Below are 18,169 nucleotides of genomic sequence, written 5' to 3' on the forward strand. Positions count from 1 at the left end.
TGGCTCTATTTGGAAATTGCGCATAATCAAACACGGTAATGCTCCTTTTTTATTAATCGTTTTGTATGTTTACCAAGTTGTGAAAAGGAATGGAGTGCGTATGATTATTCGTATCTAGAATACGAAGCTCTCGGTTTAAATGGTCTATAGAAGTTGTTTTTCCAGATAAACGCCTGATAGCTCCATCATCAAAAATATCAAAGTGAAGCAAAAGATTATATTCGATTCCTTCAAGTAACAGTAGCTCCATTTCGCGTATTTTATCTTCTTCTAAAATAGGCATTTTTATTTTTTTTGCTTCCTCTAAAATCTCTTTTATACTCTGAACATGTTCTGGCAGCATCATCGCTGACCATTTAATCGTGCCTCGATCGCGCAGCATATAAATCATCTCCTTAATGGTTTTATCATATCAGAACAAATGTTCGTAATCAAGAAGAGAGAGAAAGAAATCTATCATGTAAAAATAGGAAAAGGCGTGTAAAAGTGAATAAACTTAAAAATTTTACGTATCCAAAAAGATTAAAAAGTAATTTGCAGCATGTAAAACAAGAATTGACAACTAGATTTTATCGTGCTAATATTTTGTTAATTCAAAAAGTGCATAAAAAACTCTTATGTAGAGAGGAGGAGGGACTGGCCCGTTGATACCTCAGCAACCATTCTTTTTAAAAGAAGAGGTGCTAATTCCAGCAAAGTAATTCATGCTTTGAAAGATAAGAGGGGGATAAAGATACAAGACGAAACCTCTCTTTTTTATAAGGGAGGTTTTTTATTTTGCTAGGTTTCTGAAGCCAATTGGCGTCTAGCTACGGTTGCCTTCGCTTTTGTAAGGAATGAAAAAAAACTAAATAGCGCAAATAGGTGCTGTGAATTCCCATTCATGGCTTAAAAGGGAAGACCGGTTAGAATCCGGCACGGTCCCGCCACTGTAAGGAGGAGCAAATTCTCATATCCACTGTCTTTTTTAGATGGGAAGGAGAGAAGGAGTGATGATCCTAAGTCAGGAGACCTGCCTATTTGTAAGTAAGCTACTCTACGCGGATATAGAGGAGGGAGAATATGTGTTGGGATAAAGATTGTCTCAACTCTAGTTAGTGCTGTACTTAAATGAGTGAACCTCATAAGAGTCTGACTCCACTGTTGATCTAGGAAGCAAGAAAGTAGAGAGCTTCTGTATAGATATGTGGACGTCAGACTCTTTTTTTTAACTAACTTTTGTTGGAGATAAAAAAATCGGAAATGGGGAAGCAGAATGTACAAAAGTTCTAATTTAGGTTATCCAAGAATTGGAGAGAAACGAGAATGGAAAAGAGCATTGGAGCGTTATTGGAAGGGGAAGTGTTCGGAAGAAGAGCTGCTGCAAGAAACGAAAAAGCTTCGATTAAAAAACATACAAAAGCAAAAGCTTCAAGGAATTGATTTAATTCCTGTCGGTGATTTTAGTTTATATGACCATGTATTAGATACGGCTACGATGTTTGGGCAAGTGCCAGCTAGATTTGCTTATAATGGGGGAAAAGTGCCATTACAAACTTATTTTCAGATTGCTCGAGGGAATAAGAATGCAGTAGCATCAGCAATGAAAAAATGGTTCAATACAAATTATCATTATATGGTGCCAGAACTGGGGGAAAGAAAGCCAATATTAACAGAGAATCGCCCACTGGCATTTTTCCGGGAAGCAAAGGAAGCATTAGGAATTGAGGGAAAACCGGTATTGTTAGGACCACTGACCTTTATAAAATTAGCGAAAGGCTAGGAAGAAGATAAGCTAGAAGAAACAGTGGAATCCTATCTTCCTTTATATGCACAGATTTTAACAGAGCTAGAAAGAGAGGGAGTGGAATGGCTTCAAATAGATGAACCATATTTAGTTACAGATGTCACAGCAAGAGAATGGCAAATTACACAGCAAATCTATCAAACATTGCAAGAGGCGGCGCCAAAATTAAAAGTGATTCTTCAAACCTATTTTGACGCTGTGACAGATTATAAAACGATTATTTCGTTACCTGTCGCAGGAATTGGTTTAGATTTTGTTCACGATGACGGAGAGAATTTAGCATCTATTCAGCAATATGGATTTCCAGAAGAGAAAATCCTTGCTGCTGGTATTATTGATGGTAGAAATGTGTGGAGAGCTAATTTGGAAGAAAAGGGAAATCTGCTTGCAGAAATACAAAAGGCTATTGGAAGTGACAAGATAATTATCCAGCCATCATCAAGCTTACTTCATATACCGGTAACAGTGAAGGAAGAGCAAATAGCTCCGATTTTAAAAGAGGCACTTTCTTTTGCTGATGAAAAATTACAAGAAATAAATACGTTAACAGAGGGTGCCAGAAAAGGAAAAGCCGTCATTCAAGCACAAATCGATAAAAGTAAAGAAGCGATTAGTAGGTTGAATGCTTCTACTGCAAGAAATAATCAAGTTCTTCAAAAAAAATTAAAAAGGGCTGCTGAAAAACCAGAAAGAAGCGATAATGCAAGGATAAGACAGCAAGCACAACAAGAAGCTTTTAAACTTCCAATTCTTCCGACAACGACAATTGGAAGTTTTCCACAGACGAAGGAAGTGCGGAAGGAGCGGTTAAGATGGCGAAAAGGGGAAATAACCAATGAAGAGTATGAGACTTTTATTCAAGCAGAAATTAAATAATGGATAGAGATACAAGAAGACTTGGATTTGGATGTAATTGGTACATGGAGAATTCGACGAACAGATATGGTTGAATATTTTGGTGAGAAACTAGCTGGTTTTCAGTTTACAACTGCTGGTTGGGTCCAATCCTATGGTTCCCGCTGTGTAAAGCCCCCCATTATTTATGGCGATGTCGCTTATGTGAATCCGATGACGGTAAAGGAAAGGGTCTATGCGCAAAGATTGACGACTAAGCCTGTCAAAGGAATGCTGACAGGGCCAATCACCATTTTAAACTGGTCCTTTGTAAGAGATGATATTTCAAGAGCAGAAGTAGCAAAACAAATCGCTTTCAGCCTCAAGCAAGAAGTAGAGGAGCTCGAGAGAAATGATATTCGCATGATTCAAGTAGATGAACCGGCTCTACGTGAAGGACTGCCATTAAAAAAAGAAAAATGGAAGCATTATTTAGATACAGCTGTCTACTCTTTTAAACTCGCAACAACATCTGCGGAAAGAGAAACGCAAATTCATACCCATATGTGCTACTCGAATTTTGAGGACATTATCGATGCCATTGATGCACTTGATGTCGATGTGATTTCGATCGAAACTTCCAGAAGTCACGGGGAATTTATTCAAACATTTGTAGAGAAAACATATGAAAAAGGAATAGGTCTTAGCGTATATGATATACATAGTCCAAGAGTGCCAACAAAAGAAGAGATTACTCGAAACATTGAACATGCTCTAGCTGTTCTTGATTCACGCTTATTCTGGATTAATCCAGATTGTGGCTTAAAAACAAGAAATGAAGAAGAAACAATCGGTGCGCTAGAAGTAATGGTAGAGGCAGCGAAGGAAAGAAGAGCAAAGCTGCTAGTGCAAAACCAATAATAGATAATAAAAACTTGTAACTTTTGTTGCAGGTTTTTTGTATTAGGCTCTATTAGTGTTCATTGTGATTTTTTCTAGTGGAAGAGACAGAATAAGCGGAGAATTTCCGGCTGATTTATAGAGAAGGAGCTTAAATAGCGGATATAAAAGTAATGTCAGAATTTTCTATGGACAAATTTGTCCAAGCTTTGCCACAAAGTTTTTAACAAAAAGCTGAATAAAATGGCCATTTCATGTATAATATTAGTGGCTTTAAGAAATGGCGGGGAGATAAACGCCTAAATACAATAAATAAAAGTTGAAGAAGTGCTGTGTTTTTATCTATAATAAATAAGTTGAATGTATAAGCAGAAAGAGAGTGTTCATAATGGGTCGTAAATGGAACAATATTAAAGACAAAAAAGCTTCAAAAGATGCAAATACTAGTCGTATTTATGCAAAATTCGGACGTGAAATTTTTGTAGCAGCAAAACAAGGGGAACCAGATCCAGAATCTAACCAAGCGCTAAAAGTTGTACTAGAGCGTGCAAAAACATATAGTGTACCAAAACATATTATTGACCGTGCGATTGAAAAAGCAAAAGGCGGTTCAGAAGAAACATATGATGAGCTTCGCTATGAAGGCTTTGGTCCTAACGGTTCGATGGTAATCGTTGATGCGTTAACAAATAATGTAAACAGAACGGCTTCAGATGTTCGTGCCGCATTTGGTAAAAATGGCGGAAACATGGGAGTAAGTGGTTCCGTTTCTTATATGTTTGATGCAACAGCGGTTATTGGGGTAGAAGGAAAAACAGAAGAAGAAGCACTAGAGCTTCTAATGGAAGCAGATGTAGATGTACGCGATATTATGGAAGAAGAAGATTCTGTTATTGTATACGCAGAGCCAGATCAATTCCACGCTGTACAAGAAGCATTTAAACAAGCTGGTGTAACAGAATTCACAGTAGCTGAGCTAACAATGCTTGCACAAAATGACGTAACATTAGATCCAGAAGCACAAGCACAATTCGAGAAAATGATTGATGCGATTGAAGAGTCAGACGATGTGCAGCAAGTGTATCATAATGTGGATTTAGGCGAGTAAGGTTATAAGGATAAGGGAAAACTCACTGTTTGTATGGAATTAGAACCATACAGAAAGTGGGTTTTTTGTTTGTTATTTGAAGAAGCAATATCAAAGAATATTAAAGCATTTTTAATGTTTTGAAAGAACAAGAGATTAACTGAGTTATACATCAATACTGTACATAAATGTGTACGTTCCTTGTTCAACAAACCGGGCAGGGCAGGATAGCATTGGTTGTGTTGGTAATGCCAGTCTTGATCCGAATGGATAGTAGTGCGATAGGTTGCATGATTTTCTATTATCTCAATTGTTTCTTTTTAAAGGACCTATTCACGTATAGGTGTCTGACTTCCAATATTATATTTTTTTGCCAATGATCCATAGTAGAACTTGATTTGAATCAATTTTTATTTTATATAAACACCCTATACTAGAGATATCAACAAGGAATACAAAAGAAAATGAAATTGGAGGGAAATAGCATGCAATGTTTTATATTAAGTAAAAAGAATTCGATTACACTGATTAGTGCGATTTTAATTGCACTTACATTTTTCGGACGATTTGCCTTAGACAACATGACCATTTTCAATTGGTCGCTCATCATCGCATCCATTCTTGGTGTAGCACCGATTGCTATTCAAGCCTATCAGGCAATAAAAGTAAAAGTTGTTAGTATTGATGTATTAGTCACCATTGCCGTAATCGGGGCAGTATTGATTCAAAATTATGAGGAATCAGCTATTGTTACTTTCTTATTCTTATTTGGTTCTTATTTAGAACAACGTACGTTGAACAAAACACGTTCTGCCATTAAGGAATTAACAGAGTTGGCTCCAGAAAGTGCTTTAAAACAAATGGAAAATGGAGACTTTGAAGTAGTAGACGTCGATGATGTAGACGAAGACGATATCTTGTTGGTTAAAACTGGTGCAAAAGTTCCAGTAGATGGAACCGTGATAACTGGTGAAGGTCACATTAATGAAGCAAGTATCACTGGTGAGTCTGTACCGGTAAGTAAAAAAGTTGATTCAGAAGTATTTGCAGGAACTATTTTAGAAAATGGAACCATTCAAATTCGTGCGGATCGTGTTGGAGAAGATACGACATTTGGCAGAATTATCGAATTAGTGGAAGAGGCACAGGATTCCAAATCAGAGGCAGAACGGTTTATTGACCGATTCTCCAAATACTATACGCCTGCTGTTTTAATCCTTGGTTTTATTGTTTGGTTATTCTCAAGAGATATTGAACTAGCCATCACAATTCTCGTGTTAGGATGTCCAGGTTCATTAGTAATCGGGGTACCTGTATCGAACGTCGCTGGTATCGGAAATGGTGCACGTAATGGTGTACTTCTAAAAGGTAGTGAAGTGATCAATGACTTTAGCAGAGTAGATACGATCGTTTTTGATAAAACAGGAACATTGACAGTAGGAAACCCTGAAGTAGCAGAAAAGGAATTCTACGGTAAAAACTCACAGGAAGTTCTAGGATATTTAGCAAGTGTGGAGCGTGAATCAGACCACCCACTAGCAAAGGCTGTCCTACAGGTTATAGGCGAGACCACTTTCTCAACAGTTGAAGAAACGGAAATTGTTAAAGGTGGCGGGATTGTAGCAAAAGTAAAGGGTCATCGTATAGTAGTCGGTAACGGAGCTTTAATGGAAAAAGAGAATGTGCTATTTAGCGAAAAAGCTAAAAGTGATGTTGAACGCTTTGAACAAAACGGAAACTCTCTTGTTTTAACTGCGGTCGACGAAGAATTAAAAGTTCTGATGGGGATTCGGGACAAAATCCGTCCAGGTGTAAAAGAAAATCTTCAACAATTTAAAAATCTAGGAGTCAAAAACCTAGTCGTCCTATCAGGAGACAACCAAGGAACTGTTGATTTGGTTGCTCGTGAACTTGGGTTAACGGAAGTACATGGTCATATGTTACCAGAAGATAAATCTGCATATATTGAGAAAATGCAAGAGAAAGGTAAAATCGTTGCCTTCGTCGGTGACGGAGTGAATGATAGTCCATCATTGGCCATAGCAGATATTGGAATCGCTATGGGAAGTGGAACAGATGTCGCAATCGAAACATCAGATGTTGTTTTAATGAACTCTGACTTTAGCCGCTTACCACACGCGTTAGGTCTGACAAAATCCACCTCAAACAACATGAAACAAAACATTTTCATTGCGGTAGGTGTGGTATTGGTTTTACTTACTAGCCTACTATTTAGTGAATGGATGAACATGTCCATTGGAATGTTGGTTCACGAATTAAGTATCTTGGTAGTTATTTTAAATGGTATGAGGTTGCTTCAATACCGTTTGAGAGGATAATTTTAATAGAAAGAGATACTTACGAACAGTAAACGGAGAGTATTCAGTTAGGAAGAACAAAATACTTCCCCACCTTTTTCTAAAACTTGATTTGCATCAATTTCATTTCGTTGAACTTGAGCTATACTTGAATTGTAAAGAAAAAGTAGTAAAACAAATAAAACCCAAAAAAGATGAAGGGGGAAATATTCATGCAAAAAGCAGTTATTCAATTAGAAACATTATCTTGTCCATCTTGTATGCAAAAGATTGAAAATGCGGTGAAAGGATTAAACGGAGTTAATCAAGATAGCTTAAAAGTATTATTCAATGCAAGTAAAGTAAAAGTAGATTTTGATTCAGAAGTAATCGCTATTAACGATATCGAAAAGGCTATTAAAGACTTAGGATATCCTGTTGTCAAATCAAAAGTAAAACCTGCTTACTTGAGTAAATAGAATGGAATCCTAAGATGCCCTCTTAGGCTTTTTATAAAAAGGAGAGGTTATTTTGGAACAAAACCAATATTGTCATCACCACCATGGACATGCAGAATGTATTCGTATCGTTCCCATTTTCAACCATTTGGAAGACCCACAAATGGATTTGATTGCAGAATCTGCCAAGACACTTCATCTAAAAAGAGAGGAAATGTTATTCCATGCAGGTGAGGAAGATGATACCTTATATATTATCAATTCAGGTAAGGTTCGGATTTACCGCTTATCAGATTCTGGAAAAGAACAACTTGTTCGCATTTTAAATCCGGGTGATTTTACAGGTGAAGTGGCCATTTTCCAACCTGGAAGCGTTCATGAAAATTATGCGGAAGCACTACAAAATACATCCATTTGTTTAATTAAACGAGAGGATTTACAGAAGTATTTGGTGGAATATCCGCAGATTTCTATAAAAATACTGTCAGAAGTAACGATGCGTTTGAAGGATTCTGAAAAACAAACCACACAAGTAGCGATTGAAAATGTAGAATCCCGCGTTATATCCTTTTTGGCTGAGAATGTTGAAAAGGGAAGTGGCAATAGTCCAACGATTACCTTACCAATGTCCAAAAAGGATTTAGCTTCGTATCTTGGTACCACACCAGAAACAATTAGCCGTAAATTTACATCTCTAGAAGAACTTGGATTGATTAAACAGTTACCGAAAAAGATAATTAAAATAATGGATTTAGATCAATTGTTACTTCGTACTGAATAAAAATAAGCAGAGCAGCATGCGCCGGGTTCGGTTTAATAGTACAAAACATAAAATAGCAAACCTTTTAGCAATCCAATTAGCATATAAAATGGCTTGCTAATTTTTGTTGGTTTAACAATGTTGATCTAAAGAGAATGTCTCCCTATTTTTGGCACTTGTTTTACCAGATAACATAAATTTGTGTGAACTGTGGATATTGCCACGTGTTATATCCACCTTTGCCTATCAGCCAAACCAGTATATATATGAACAAATACAAGAAAGAGGATATATTTTCCTTTTGTCGAATATAAAAGCAAGTTTACTCTTTGAAAAGGAGAATAATGATGAATACAATCATCCACAGAGTTGGAACAATCTATCTGCCTGTTGAGAATCCGGATCTAGCTTCAAACTGGTATCAAGAAAAATTAGGTGCAGTGGAAAATTTCAGAAATGAAGATAAAGCCATTCTGGACTTTGCAAACCAAAGCTTCTTTCTTGTTAAATCGAAAAAAGGGGAAAAAGCAGCCTTTCAAGATGAGAAAGGCAAGGAGCATTTTTATCTGACATTTGAAGTAGATGGTATAGAAGAATTAAAGAAACTGCATTCCGTGTTAAAGGAAAAAGTTGTGACGGTAGGCGATATCGAGGATAGAGGACATCCAGGTAATAATTTTATCTTTTTCGATATGGATGGAAATAAATTTGATGTGTGGAGTGAGTTAAGTCCAAGCTTTAAAGAAATTCTTGATTAGTCAAGGAATAATGAAAAATTTCCAATTTAAGATGTTTCTTCGATTTTAAAGAGAGGAGATGATCAATATGCAAAATGAATTTGTTCATAAAACGAAAGAGTATGCGATTGGAAGACCGTCTTATACAAAAGAAATATTAAATATCATTAATGAGCTAGGAATTAAAAAGCAATCTATTATTGTAGATATCGGGGCCGGAACAGGACTCCTTACAAATATGTTAGGAGAATTGGATTGCACTATTCTAGCGATTGAGCCAAATGAAGATATGCATTAAAGAATGCATGAACTATTGTTCGAATAGAAAGAATATTGAAATTGTTCATGCTGCTGCCGAATCAACTTTATTACAGGAGAATAGTGTAGATATTATCACGATTGCTCAGGCATTTCATTGGTTTGACAAATCGTTATGTAAGGTAGAATTTCAAAGAATTTTAAAAGAAAATGGATATGTTATTATTCTATGGAACGAAATGCAGACAGATAATGAATTTACCAAGGAATATACAAATATGCTATATAAACATAAAGTTAAAACAAATGCTGCAATTTCCGAATTTGACCTCGACCAAGAGAAACGTAAATTTTTTGGACAAGATTTTACAAAAGTTTACTATGACAATTGGCAAACAGTAACAGAAGAAGGTTTTATCGGTGGGGCACTCTCCTTGTCTTACGCACCATCCCGATTAGATAGAGGTTACGAGGAATTTGTTAGAGAGCTTCAAAATCTATTTTCAAAATATGAACAGGAGGAAAATATCACTTTCCATTACAAAACAGAAGTATGTATTTGTAGATTTAGCCAAAATAATTAAAATTCCTTCTACATAGTATGTCGATAACGATTATTCTACATAACCCTAAAACTCCAGAGCATACTAATGTTTTGGAGGTGGCAATGATGGATGATAAAGACTATCAAAAAATATATGACGAATACTTGCAACAAGCAAAAGGCCAAGCGCAAATGGAAGCTGCTGAGGAAATCGATTCAGGTGTAGAACAAATTGTGGCAGTTCGTAAAAATGAGGACGATGATATTATTGCTTTTAAAACAAGTAGCGGCAGAGAATTAGATTATATTACCGCACTTGATGAAGCAAAAGCAGGCAAGTTAGCGCATGTAGATGTGTTTCATAAGTATGGCAGGGACATCATCCGTAGTGAACCAGATGGGATTAAAGAAAATAATTTAGATAATTTGCCTTCTTTTTAAGGGTGATTGAAAAAAATTATCTATTGACTAAACTTTTTATATAAGGTAATATTTTCTAAAATAAATACGGAATATTTGGCTAAGAAGAGAAGAGTAATTTTGATTCATTATTTAAAGAGAGCTCCAGATGGTGAAAAGGAGTAATAAGGATCTTAATGAAAAAAGACTTGGAGCTTTCGCACGGATCAAAGAGTATGGTTCATTTTTTGTGATGCTGCGACGGGATCTCCCGTTATAGAGATAGGGTATAATCAATTTTTTAACGTTGCCGTACCCGAAGAGGTTGATATGGTAACATATCAATAAACTGGGGTGGTACCACGAAGTTTATAATAACTCTCGTCCTCAAGATGAATAATCTTGGGGGTGGGAGTTTTTTTATTTTAATCGATACATGTATAAATCTGTATTTGAAAATCCAATAAAAAGACTGGAGTGCAATAAAATGAGTCACGAACAAACAACTCGGAGAATCGAAAAATTAGAGGCTTTAAGAGAAAAAGGAGTTTTCGTCTATCCAGAAAGATTTGAGACAAATTATGAACTTTACGAAGCAGCGTTGCTTGAGGATTGTACAGAAGGAGTGCGAGTAGCAGGAAGAATTATGGGGATTCGTCAGTTTAGTAAATTTAGTTTCAACACGATTTCAGATATACAAGGTAGTCTGCAACTTCTTTTGAAAAAAGAAGAGGTTGGGGAGCAGTCAGCGAATGATTTCGGGAACTTTTTTGATGTAGGAGATTTTATTGGAGTGGAAGGGAATATATATTCGACGAAAACAAAGGAAAAAACGCTGCGGATTGAAAAATATGTTTTACTTGGAAAAGCACTACACCCATTGCCAGAAAAATGGCATGGATTAAACAATGTAGATACCCGTTATCGACAACGTTATTTAGATTTAATGATGACGAAAGAAACAAAAGAACGAATGTTAACTCGAATAAAGTTAGTGCGCGCCGTTCGTAGATTTTTAGAAGAAAAAGATTTCTTAGAAGTGGAGACACCTGTGTTGCAGCATACTTCTTCAGGTGCAATCGCACGCCCATTTAGAACGTATCATAATTCGTTAGATACAGAATTGAATTTACGCATTGCACCGGAGACTTACTTAAAAAGACTCCTTGTAGGTGGCTTTACAAAAGTATTTGAGTTTGCAAAGTGCTTTCGAAATGAAGGAATCAGTCCTCAGCACCTTCAAGAATTTACGATGGTAGAAGGCTATGCAGCTTATTGGAGCTATGAGGATACAATGACGCTGATGCGTGATTTACTTTTATCTATTCTGAAAGAAACATTCCATACAACCGTTATCACAATCCAAGGAAAAACAATCGATTTCTCCTTAGAATGGAATGTCGTATCATTTAGGGATTTAATTCTCAAAGATACGGACATTGATATTGATTTATTTCCTGATGTAAAAGGTTTATATGAAGAAACAAAACGGAGAAATATATATTTAGAACAAGACAATATCGAGACTTTAGGGAGAGGGAACTTTATCGACCTTTTATATAAAAAAATGTGTCGTCCGCAATTAATAGAACCAACTTTTTTAATCAATCATCCTATTGATTTATCACCATTAGCAAGAGCAAATGATCATAACCCAGCCATTACCGATCGATTTCAATTAGTCGTAAATGGTGCTGAAATTATCAATGCTTATTCAGAATTAGTGGATCCTTTAGAACAAAGAAGAAGATTAGAGGCACAAGCTGTTTTAAAAAGCGACGGTGATTTAGAAGCAATGGAAATGGATGAAGACTACTTATTGGCAATGGAATATGGAATGCCGCCCATTTCTGGTTGGGGAATTGGAATTGAACGTCTTTTAATGATAGTAACTGACAGTGAGACGATTAAAGATTGTGTTTTATTTCCATTAACTAAAAAGGTTTAATTGCACAATGTAAAAGAGGAAACAGCACATCACACACTTTTAATAAAATAGAAAAAGAGACCAAAAGGGAAGTAACTAACCTTTTTGGTCTCCTTTGTTTTTATATTTTTCACTAACGGTTGGTCTATTCAGCATTTCGAATCGAATGCGGTTGGATTACTATTAGGAAATCTTAAACTTATTAATCTGCTTATTTAATCTACTAGCCAAAATGTCTAACTCTTTAGCAGCACTTGCAATGGTTTCGGTAGAAGCTAATTGCTCTTGTCCTGTTGCAGATATTTCTTCTGTACTTGCTGCAAATTCTTCAACATGTGATGTTAAATCTTTAATTTGATTAGATACATTTTGAGAATTTCCATTAACAGTCTTCATAGCTGCTGCCGTTTGTTTAAAACCATCCACAATACCTTCATACATATTGCGAATTTTATTAAAGGCTTCTTCTGTAATCTTCAAGGCATCTTTTTGTTCATTTACTAATTTATTTGAAAGCCCAATATTGGAAACTGCTAAGTCTGTCTTCTCAGAAGTCTTTTCAATAATGGATGTTATTTCACGTGCTGAATTAGATGTCTCTTCTGCTAGTTTCCTAATCTCATCTGCTACCACAGAAAAACCTTTTCCAGCTTCTCCAGCTCTGGCAGCTTCGATAGAAGCATTTAATGCTAATAAATTCGTTTGTTCTGCAATGGAGGTAATGATACCAACAAATCCTGTAACTTGATTAATCATTCTTTTTAGCTCGTTAATAGAAACATTTACTTCATTTGAAACAGCAAGAGTTTCTTCCATTTTCTTTGTTTGAATATCGACACTGGATTGACCTTCAGTAATAGAATCTAAGGAGTGAGCAGCTTGTTCTGCATTTTCAGAAGTTTTTGTAGCTATCTCATCGATTAAAGAAACGACATCTGATAAAGTTCTACTAATTCCACTCATTGTCTCAGCTTGTTCTGAGTTACCTGCTGCAAGCTGGTCTATCGTATTTACTATTTGGGTTATGGAGCTCACGTTTTCTTCTGTATTATTAGTCAAGTTATTTGAGTGATTAGTAACGGTTGAAGATACTATTTGTAATTCAGAAGCCATATTCTTAAGTACTTCTCTAGTTTCATATAGTGCTCTTGCCATATTCCCAGTTTGATCTTTGATTTTTATTAATTTTTCTAATCCATCATCTGTATCAACCAAATTTAAATCAGCTGTTTTCTTTGAAATTTCTGTCAATTTAACAATTGGTTTTTCAATTGCTTTTCCTAAAATATAAGATAAAATAACTCCTATAATCAAAGAAATAATCAATCCCCACAATACTGGTGTGGGAACCATAAATCCTGGTTGCATTTGTTGTGCTGCTTCTACGTTTTGATTAGCGCTAGTTATATCACTGTTTCCTTTACTCATAATTAATGAGGCACCTACATTAATAATAGCTACTATAATGGAGTTTAATAATGATAATAAGATAATTTTCGTTGAAATTTTTTTCATATAATTCGTGACCACCCATAAGTTTTTTTCAGTTTCTACATTTTATATCGGTTCGTCTTCGAAGAAATGTATAGTATTAATAAAAAAATTTTAGCCTTATATAATTAGTTGCCCTTCTGATAGATTTTATGTACATAAATTATAGTCCAAGAGTAAGAAAGGTTTTAAATCCTTCCAGCATACAGCTCCTCTTTTACATAAGTCCCTACAACAATGCCTTGATTATCTAACATGCTAAAGAATTTTTCCAGCGCTAATCTGAACAAAAGTAACCTACCAAGAAAAAATTTAACACCAAAATATTAATTAATTGCATGTAGAGTTGTCATCTGGTAAAACATTCATGCGATAGTGGAATACCTGAAACAAGTTACATCAACAGTTCTGTTTTCGAAGACAGATATTAATATAAGGGAGAAAACTTAATTAATCCTTAAGGGATAAATTGTAAAATATAATTTTGAAATCTAGGTAGAAGGGATAGATTAGGCGCATAATTTGTGAATAAGTAATGATAAATCGGAGGATTATATGAAACAAACATTTAACCCTTCTCTCATTATTAATGTAGAAATCGAACGAATATTCAGCGGTACAGCACTTTTTTTCAAAGGGAACCGTATTTTGTTCCCCATGAAGTGTTTGCGGAACGGGAAATACTGCCAGGATGCTGGCTGCAAGTGGCAGAAGGTATTACATCCGAAGGCAGTGAACCGCTCCGCTTTGCTGTAAAAAGGATATCATCTTCGAGCAGGATCGCTTAAGGAGTGAGTTAGAAATAAAAGATTTTCAGATAGAAGGAATGGATAGGTGCCTGTTAGGTGGGAAACTTTCCAGCATCCTTGGGGAAATCAGATTGGTCTGTTTGAATACAACGATAGAGAGGAAGAACGAGAGCGAATGATGGCTATTTTCGGGAAACAGCTGTAAAGGAAAAGAGGGACTAATTTGCAAGATAATATAAATGCTATAGCAGCAAGTATTCCAACACAGGCAAAAGGGGAAAGAGTTGTCGTTGGTATAGACGGGCTAAGCCGGTCTGGAAAAACAAACATGGTAAAAAAATAGAAGCATGTCTCCATGCAAGAGGACATTCTATAAAAATATTACATATAGATGATTATATTGTAGAAAGAAATCGGCGTTATCATACTGGTTATGAGGAGTGGCATGAATATTATCATTTACAATGGAATGTCCAAGCATTACAGGAAACACTTTTTAAAAAGCTCAAAAATGCAACAGAATTACAGTTGCCTAAATATAATTCACAATCAGATACCCACCAAATAGAAACTATTCCATTGTTACATACTGACTTAATCATAATGGAGGGAGTTTTTTTACAACGAAAAGAATGGAGAGATTTCTTCGATTTTATTCTTTATTTAGATTGTCCCAAATAAACTAGATTTGCACGAGAAAGGAAGGAAACGCAGCTGAATCTAGATAAATTCAAAAATAGGTACTGGAAGGAAGAGGATTATTATATCGAGAAAGAATGTCCGAAAAAACGCGCAAATATCGTATTTCACGTTTAAGGGAAAAGGGTGATAAGATAGGGCAATCCATTTTTGGCAAAATGGTGTACCCTCATTGTTGCCCTTTTTAGCCCTTACTTCCTGCTTGAAAAAGATCATCAGCTTTCTTCCTTGTATGGTTTTTATCTTTCCACGATGAAAAAGAAAAAATAGCAAGGGAGAACCATATAATACTAAATGAAATCCATTTCATCAAAGTAATGGTATTTTCAAATATAAACAATCCAAGGAGAAAAGTGATAGTCGGAGTAATATACTGAAAAAATCCAATGGTAGTTAAAGAAATTCTTTTGGAGCCTTCTGCAAACCAAAGCAGTGGCAACACGGTAAGGATACCTGAACCAATTAATAATAAAGAAAAATGAATGTCTGAACCAAACTGCATTTGGTGATTTTGTTGTAAAAACAGTAAAAAAACGATTGCAAATGGGGCGACCATCAATGTTTCCATAAACATGCCTACTAGAGCATCAACCTTGATATACTTTTTCATTACTCCGTATATTCCTGAAGTAAAAGCTAATGAAATAGCAATCCAAGGTATTTTTCCGAAATCAAACGTGATAACGAATACGCCTAAAAAAGCAGTTCCTATAGATATAATGGTACCTTTCGTTACACTTTCTTTCAGTACAAGAATACTGAGGATCATACTAATGATTGGTGTAATATAGAGTCCTAAACTTGCTTCGATAAGATGATTAAAATTAACCGCCCATATAAATAAAAGCCAGTTTAGACTTATCGCAAGAGAGGCTACAAAGATATAAAAGATTTGTAGGAGATTCCGTTTAAATTCATTTACAAACGAAAAGAAAGCCTGTCTCTTTTTGGTATGGAAAAACAGAAGAGGAGCAACAAAGATAAATCCCCATAGAATGCGGTGTGCTAATATCTCCATGGAGGAAACTGAATTTAGTGTGTTCCAGTATAATGTTAAAAAACCCCAAAGTAAGTAGGCAGTGGCGGTATAAAGATAACCTATTTTCTCTTGATTCATACCTTTCACCTTTCTATAAAATTTATTTTTTAGTCAGACCATGTAGTGCCAATGGATAAAAAGCTAATTCTAGCCATCTATTGAACTTGAATCCTTGCTTTTTTATGGTGCGAGCATGGACAATGCTAAAGTTTTTATGAATAGCAATACTTCTATCAATTGCTGCATCCATTCCAGCAATTAAGATTATAAACTTTGCCTATTTATTATTGTAAAGTGTCTAAAGTAAGACGTAAAATGGAACTTTTTAATCGTTTGCTATAGGATAAAGTTATAGCAAAGAATCCAGCATAACTAGATAAGGGAAGGTGAGGACATGACTCCCCAACAACTTCGATACATAGTGGAAATTTCCAAGCATCATTCTATAAGTCAAGCTGCTTCTGCACTTTTCGTAACACAGCCGAGTATCAGTAAAGCGGTAAGGGAACTCGAAACAGAGTTAGAGATTACTATTTTAGATAGAACAAATAAAGGGGTTGTCTTTACAAAAGAAGGGACAGAGCTATTATTTCACGCAAAAAAACTTTTAGAGCAAATGGAGTTTGTTGTTGATCATTTTAACAAAGCGAAAAAAATAAACTTAACAAAGTTTGCTATTTCCTCTCAACATTATGGTTTCGCGATAGAAGCTGTTGCACATTTTATGGATTATTTTGCAGAGCAGAAGTATGAGTTGTCGATACGCGAGGGGAAGACAACCGATGTAATTGATGATGTGTATACAGGAAGAAGTATGCTTGGAATCGTATCTCTGACCGATTTAAACAAGCATTTTTTTAAACGTTATTTCACCACAAAGTTACTAACGTTTACTCCCCTTGCTACATTGAAACAGCACGTCTTTCTACGAAAAGAGCACCCTCTGGCTCATTTGGGGAGTATTAACTTAGAGCAATTAAGAGACTATCCTTATCTAACCTACCAGCAAGACGACATGTTGCTGCATTTTGCTGAAGAAACGCTGAATGTAGATAATATGGAGAAATTAGTCTATCTCAAGGACAGAGGAGCAATGAATAATCTCTTATCTAATACAGATAGCTACAATTTAGGAACAGGCTGTATCGTAAATAATTATATGAACTCTAACATTATCTCTATTCCATTGGAAGAAGGCACGCCGATCCAAGTAGGCTTGGTGAAACGAAATGATGTGTTTTTAGCTGAAGAGGCTCTAGTATATATTGATTTCTTAAAAATAGCTTTGGAAAAATCGTTACCGAAGGAAATGTAAAGTAATCAAAGCTTTGATACTTGAACTTTCCTTAAGTTCTTGCAGGTCAAACAGGCTTTCTTATCGAAACTTAGATATATGAAATTCATAAAATTGGAGGAATAACAGATGGCAGAAGTTTTGTTGTTACACCATGTTTTAGGCCGAACAAAGGGAATTGAAGCAATCGCTAATCATTTTAGATTTGCGGGTCATACTGTGCACGTGCCAGATTTATTTGACGGGCGCATATTTTCCTCGCTGGGGGAAGGCTTGGTATATGTTAAGGAAATCGGATTTGAAGAAGTGACGGCGCGTGGCGTTCGAGCAGCCAGCGAGCTTACACGCGATGTCGTCTATGCTGGTTTTTCACTGGGTGTCCCGGCAGCACAGCAGCTCGCTCAAACTCGTGAAGGCGCTATTGGCGCACTGTTTTTTCCTGCCTGCCTCCCTACCTCGGCGTTCGAATCTCAGTGGCCGGTCGACTTGCCTGTGCAAATTCACGCCATGAGTGCAGATCCTTTTTTTGTTGAAGACGGCGACATCAACGCAGCCCGTGAGCTTGTGGCGTCGGCCAATCACGCTGAACTTTTTCTGTACGAAGGAAAGGAACATCTCTTCACCGACAGCAGTTTACCGTCTTACGATGATGAAGCGACGAAACTGGTGATCAAGCGGGTTCTCGACTTTCTCGCATAGTTGTTAACGAAAAAATTTTCAGCAGCTGGGATTATAACTAGACTAAAATAGTAACAAAGGCGCAGAGCGCACGTTTAAAAATGTAGTGACTGGAGCACATCAACTGAGATAATGAAATCACAGTGAGCTTGCGAGCCCATGATGACTTATCTTCGGGCGAATTGTGAAGTCGCCTATTTTTTTGCGCTTGAGCTGGATCAAGTATACTTTC

At 36.1% G+C, this 18,169-nt stretch carries 14 protein-coding genes, 2 pseudogenes, 2 riboswitches and 1 other annotated feature; of the genes and pseudogenes, 13 read left to right on the forward strand and 3 right to left on the reverse strand.

From position 1 onward, the window contains the following. Positions 1-52: 52 nt before the first annotated feature. On the reverse strand, positions 53-382 hold the full coding sequence (locus AB3U99_RS10645) for a YolD-like family protein (protein WP_400247434.1): 330 nt from the start codon (positions 380-382) through the stop codon (positions 53-55). Positions 383-612: 230 nt separating this feature from the next. Continuing rightward, positions 613-723, forward strand: a riboswitch (SAM riboswitch). Positions 724-845: 122 nt separating this feature from the next. Further along, positions 846-1,035, forward strand: a riboswitch (cobalamin riboswitch). A 220-nt stretch (positions 1,036-1,255) separates the two neighbouring features. Here AB3U99_RS10645 and metE point away from each other — a divergent pair. From metE to lysS, 10 genes and pseudogenes are all read left to right on the forward strand, one after another. Continuing rightward, positions 1,256-3,541: pseudogene (gene metE, locus AB3U99_RS10650) on the forward strand (5-methyltetrahydropteroyltriglutamate--homocysteine S-methyltransferase). A 367-nt stretch (positions 3,542-3,908) separates the two neighbouring features. Next, positions 3,909-4,628 (forward strand): YebC/PmpR family DNA-binding transcriptional regulator, encoded by a 720-nt coding sequence (locus AB3U99_RS10655; protein ID WP_341192871.1) that lies wholly within the window; start codon positions 3,909-3,911, stop codon positions 4,626-4,628. A gap of 464 nt (positions 4,629-5,092) precedes the next feature. After that, positions 5,093-6,946: a heavy metal translocating P-type ATPase gene (locus AB3U99_RS10660; RefSeq protein ID WP_400247436.1), complete on the forward strand. Its 1,854-nt coding sequence runs from the start codon at positions 5,093-5,095 to the stop codon at positions 6,944-6,946. 191 nt (positions 6,947-7,137) lie between these two features. Then, positions 7,138-7,383, forward strand: a complete 246-nt coding sequence (locus AB3U99_RS10665; protein WP_400247439.1) for a heavy-metal-associated domain-containing protein — start codon at positions 7,138-7,140, stop codon at positions 7,381-7,383. 52 nt (positions 7,384-7,435) lie between these two features. Continuing rightward, the gene (locus tag AB3U99_RS10670; protein WP_400247440.1) at positions 7,436-8,143 is read left to right on the forward strand and encodes a Crp/Fnr family transcriptional regulator; all 708 of its coding nucleotides are present in this window, start codon (positions 7,436-7,438) and stop codon (positions 8,141-8,143) included. Between the two features lie 326 nt (positions 8,144-8,469). Then, complete coding sequence (locus AB3U99_RS10675; RefSeq protein WP_400247443.1) at positions 8,470-8,880, forward strand: VOC family protein; 411 nt, start codon at positions 8,470-8,472, stop codon at positions 8,878-8,880. Positions 8,881-8,947: 67 nt separating this feature from the next. Next, entirely contained in the window at positions 8,948-9,157 is a 210-nt protein-coding gene (locus AB3U99_RS10680) for a class I SAM-dependent methyltransferase (protein ID WP_400247446.1), read from the forward strand. Continuing rightward, positions 9,141-9,701, forward strand: a complete 561-nt coding sequence (locus AB3U99_RS10685; protein ID WP_400247448.1) for a class I SAM-dependent methyltransferase — start codon at positions 9,141-9,143, stop codon at positions 9,699-9,701. The genes AB3U99_RS10680 and AB3U99_RS10685 overlap by 17 nt, the downstream gene beginning before the upstream one ends. Before the next feature lie 86 nt (positions 9,702-9,787). Then, positions 9,788-10,102, forward strand: coding sequence for a DUF3892 domain-containing protein (locus tag AB3U99_RS10690; RefSeq protein WP_400248031.1), 315 nt, complete (start codon positions 9,788-9,790; stop codon positions 10,100-10,102). A gap of 72 nt (positions 10,103-10,174) precedes the next feature. Continuing rightward, positions 10,175-10,452, forward strand: a binding site (T-box leader). Between the two features lie 95 nt (positions 10,453-10,547). Beyond that, positions 10,548-12,008 carry a lysine--tRNA ligase gene (lysS, locus tag AB3U99_RS10695; protein WP_400247449.1) on the forward strand — a complete coding sequence of 487 codons (1,461 nt, stop codon included), beginning with the start codon at positions 10,548-10,550 and terminating at the stop codon, positions 12,006-12,008. A 162-nt stretch (positions 12,009-12,170) separates the two neighbouring features. On the opposite strand, the gene AB3U99_RS10700 is transcribed toward lysS, so the two are convergent. Next, a complete protein-coding gene (locus AB3U99_RS10700) occupies positions 12,171-13,502 on the reverse strand; it encodes a methyl-accepting chemotaxis protein (protein WP_400247451.1) in 1,332 nt (443 codons plus the stop codon). A gap of 948 nt (positions 13,503-14,450) precedes the next feature. On the opposite strand from AB3U99_RS10700, the pseudogene AB3U99_RS10705 reads away from it, so the two are divergent. Then, positions 14,451-15,043 (forward strand): annotated as a pseudogene (locus AB3U99_RS10705) (kinase). Positions 15,044-15,110: 67 nt separating this feature from the next. On the opposite strand, the gene rarD reads toward AB3U99_RS10705, so the two are convergent. After that, a complete protein-coding gene (gene rarD, locus AB3U99_RS10710) occupies positions 15,111-16,043 on the reverse strand; it encodes an EamA family transporter RarD (protein WP_400247453.1) in 933 nt (310 codons plus the stop codon). A gap of 316 nt (positions 16,044-16,359) precedes the next feature. On the opposite strand from rarD, the gene AB3U99_RS10715 reads away from it, so the two are divergent. Continuing rightward, entirely contained in the window at positions 16,360-17,280 is a 921-nt protein-coding gene (locus tag AB3U99_RS10715) for a LysR family transcriptional regulator (protein WP_400247454.1), read from the forward strand. A gap of 108 nt (positions 17,281-17,388) precedes the next feature. Further along, positions 17,389-17,958 carry a dienelactone hydrolase family protein gene (locus AB3U99_RS10720; RefSeq protein ID WP_400247455.1) on the forward strand — a complete coding sequence of 190 codons (570 nt, stop codon included), beginning with the start codon at positions 17,389-17,391 and terminating at the stop codon, positions 17,956-17,958. The last annotated feature ends 211 nt before the right edge of the window (positions 17,959-18,169 follow it).

The organism is Niallia tiangongensis (assembly GCF_044704065.1).
GTDB classification, from domain to species: Bacteria; Bacillota; Bacilli; order Bacillales; family Cytobacillaceae; genus Niallia; species Niallia tiangongensis.

Excerpts from the sequence above, each read along its gene's own strand:
- AB3U99_RS10675 (WP_400247443.1), top strand. The coding sequence starts at position 8,470 with ATGAATACAATCATCCACAGAGTTGGAACAATCTATCTGCCTGTTGAG.
- rarD (WP_400247453.1), bottom strand. The coding sequence starts at position 16,043 with ATGAATCAAGAGAAAATAGGTTATCTTTATACCGCCACTGCCTACTTA.
- AB3U99_RS10660 (WP_400247436.1), top strand. The coding sequence starts at position 5,093 with ATGCAATGTTTTATATTAAGTAAAAAGAATTCGATTACACTGATTAGT.
- AB3U99_RS10655 (WP_341192871.1), top strand. The coding sequence starts at position 3,909 with ATGGGTCGTAAATGGAACAATATTAAAGACAAAAAAGCTTCAAAAGAT.
- AB3U99_RS10720 (WP_400247455.1), top strand. The coding sequence starts at position 17,389 with ATGGCAGAAGTTTTGTTGTTACACCATGTTTTAGGCCGAACAAAGGGA.
- AB3U99_RS10665 (WP_400247439.1), top strand. The coding sequence starts at position 7,138 with ATGCAAAAAGCAGTTATTCAATTAGAAACATTATCTTGTCCATCTTGT.
- AB3U99_RS10700 (WP_400247451.1), bottom strand. The coding sequence starts at position 13,502 with ATGAAAAAAATTTCAACGAAAATTATCTTATTATCATTATTAAACTCC.
- AB3U99_RS10645 (WP_400247434.1), bottom strand. The coding sequence starts at position 382 with ATGCTGCGCGATCGAGGCACGATTAAATGGTCAGCGATGATGCTGCCA.
- AB3U99_RS10690 (WP_400248031.1), top strand. The coding sequence starts at position 9,788 with ATGGATGATAAAGACTATCAAAAAATATATGACGAATACTTGCAACAA.
- AB3U99_RS10715 (WP_400247454.1), top strand. The coding sequence starts at position 16,360 with ATGACTCCCCAACAACTTCGATACATAGTGGAAATTTCCAAGCATCAT.
- AB3U99_RS10680 (WP_400247446.1), top strand. The coding sequence starts at position 8,948 with ATGCAAAATGAATTTGTTCATAAAACGAAAGAGTATGCGATTGGAAGA.
- lysS (WP_400247449.1), top strand. The coding sequence starts at position 10,548 with ATGAGTCACGAACAAACAACTCGGAGAATCGAAAAATTAGAGGCTTTA.
- AB3U99_RS10685 (WP_400247448.1), top strand. The coding sequence starts at position 9,141 with ATGAAGATATGCATTAAAGAATGCATGAACTATTGTTCGAATAGAAAG.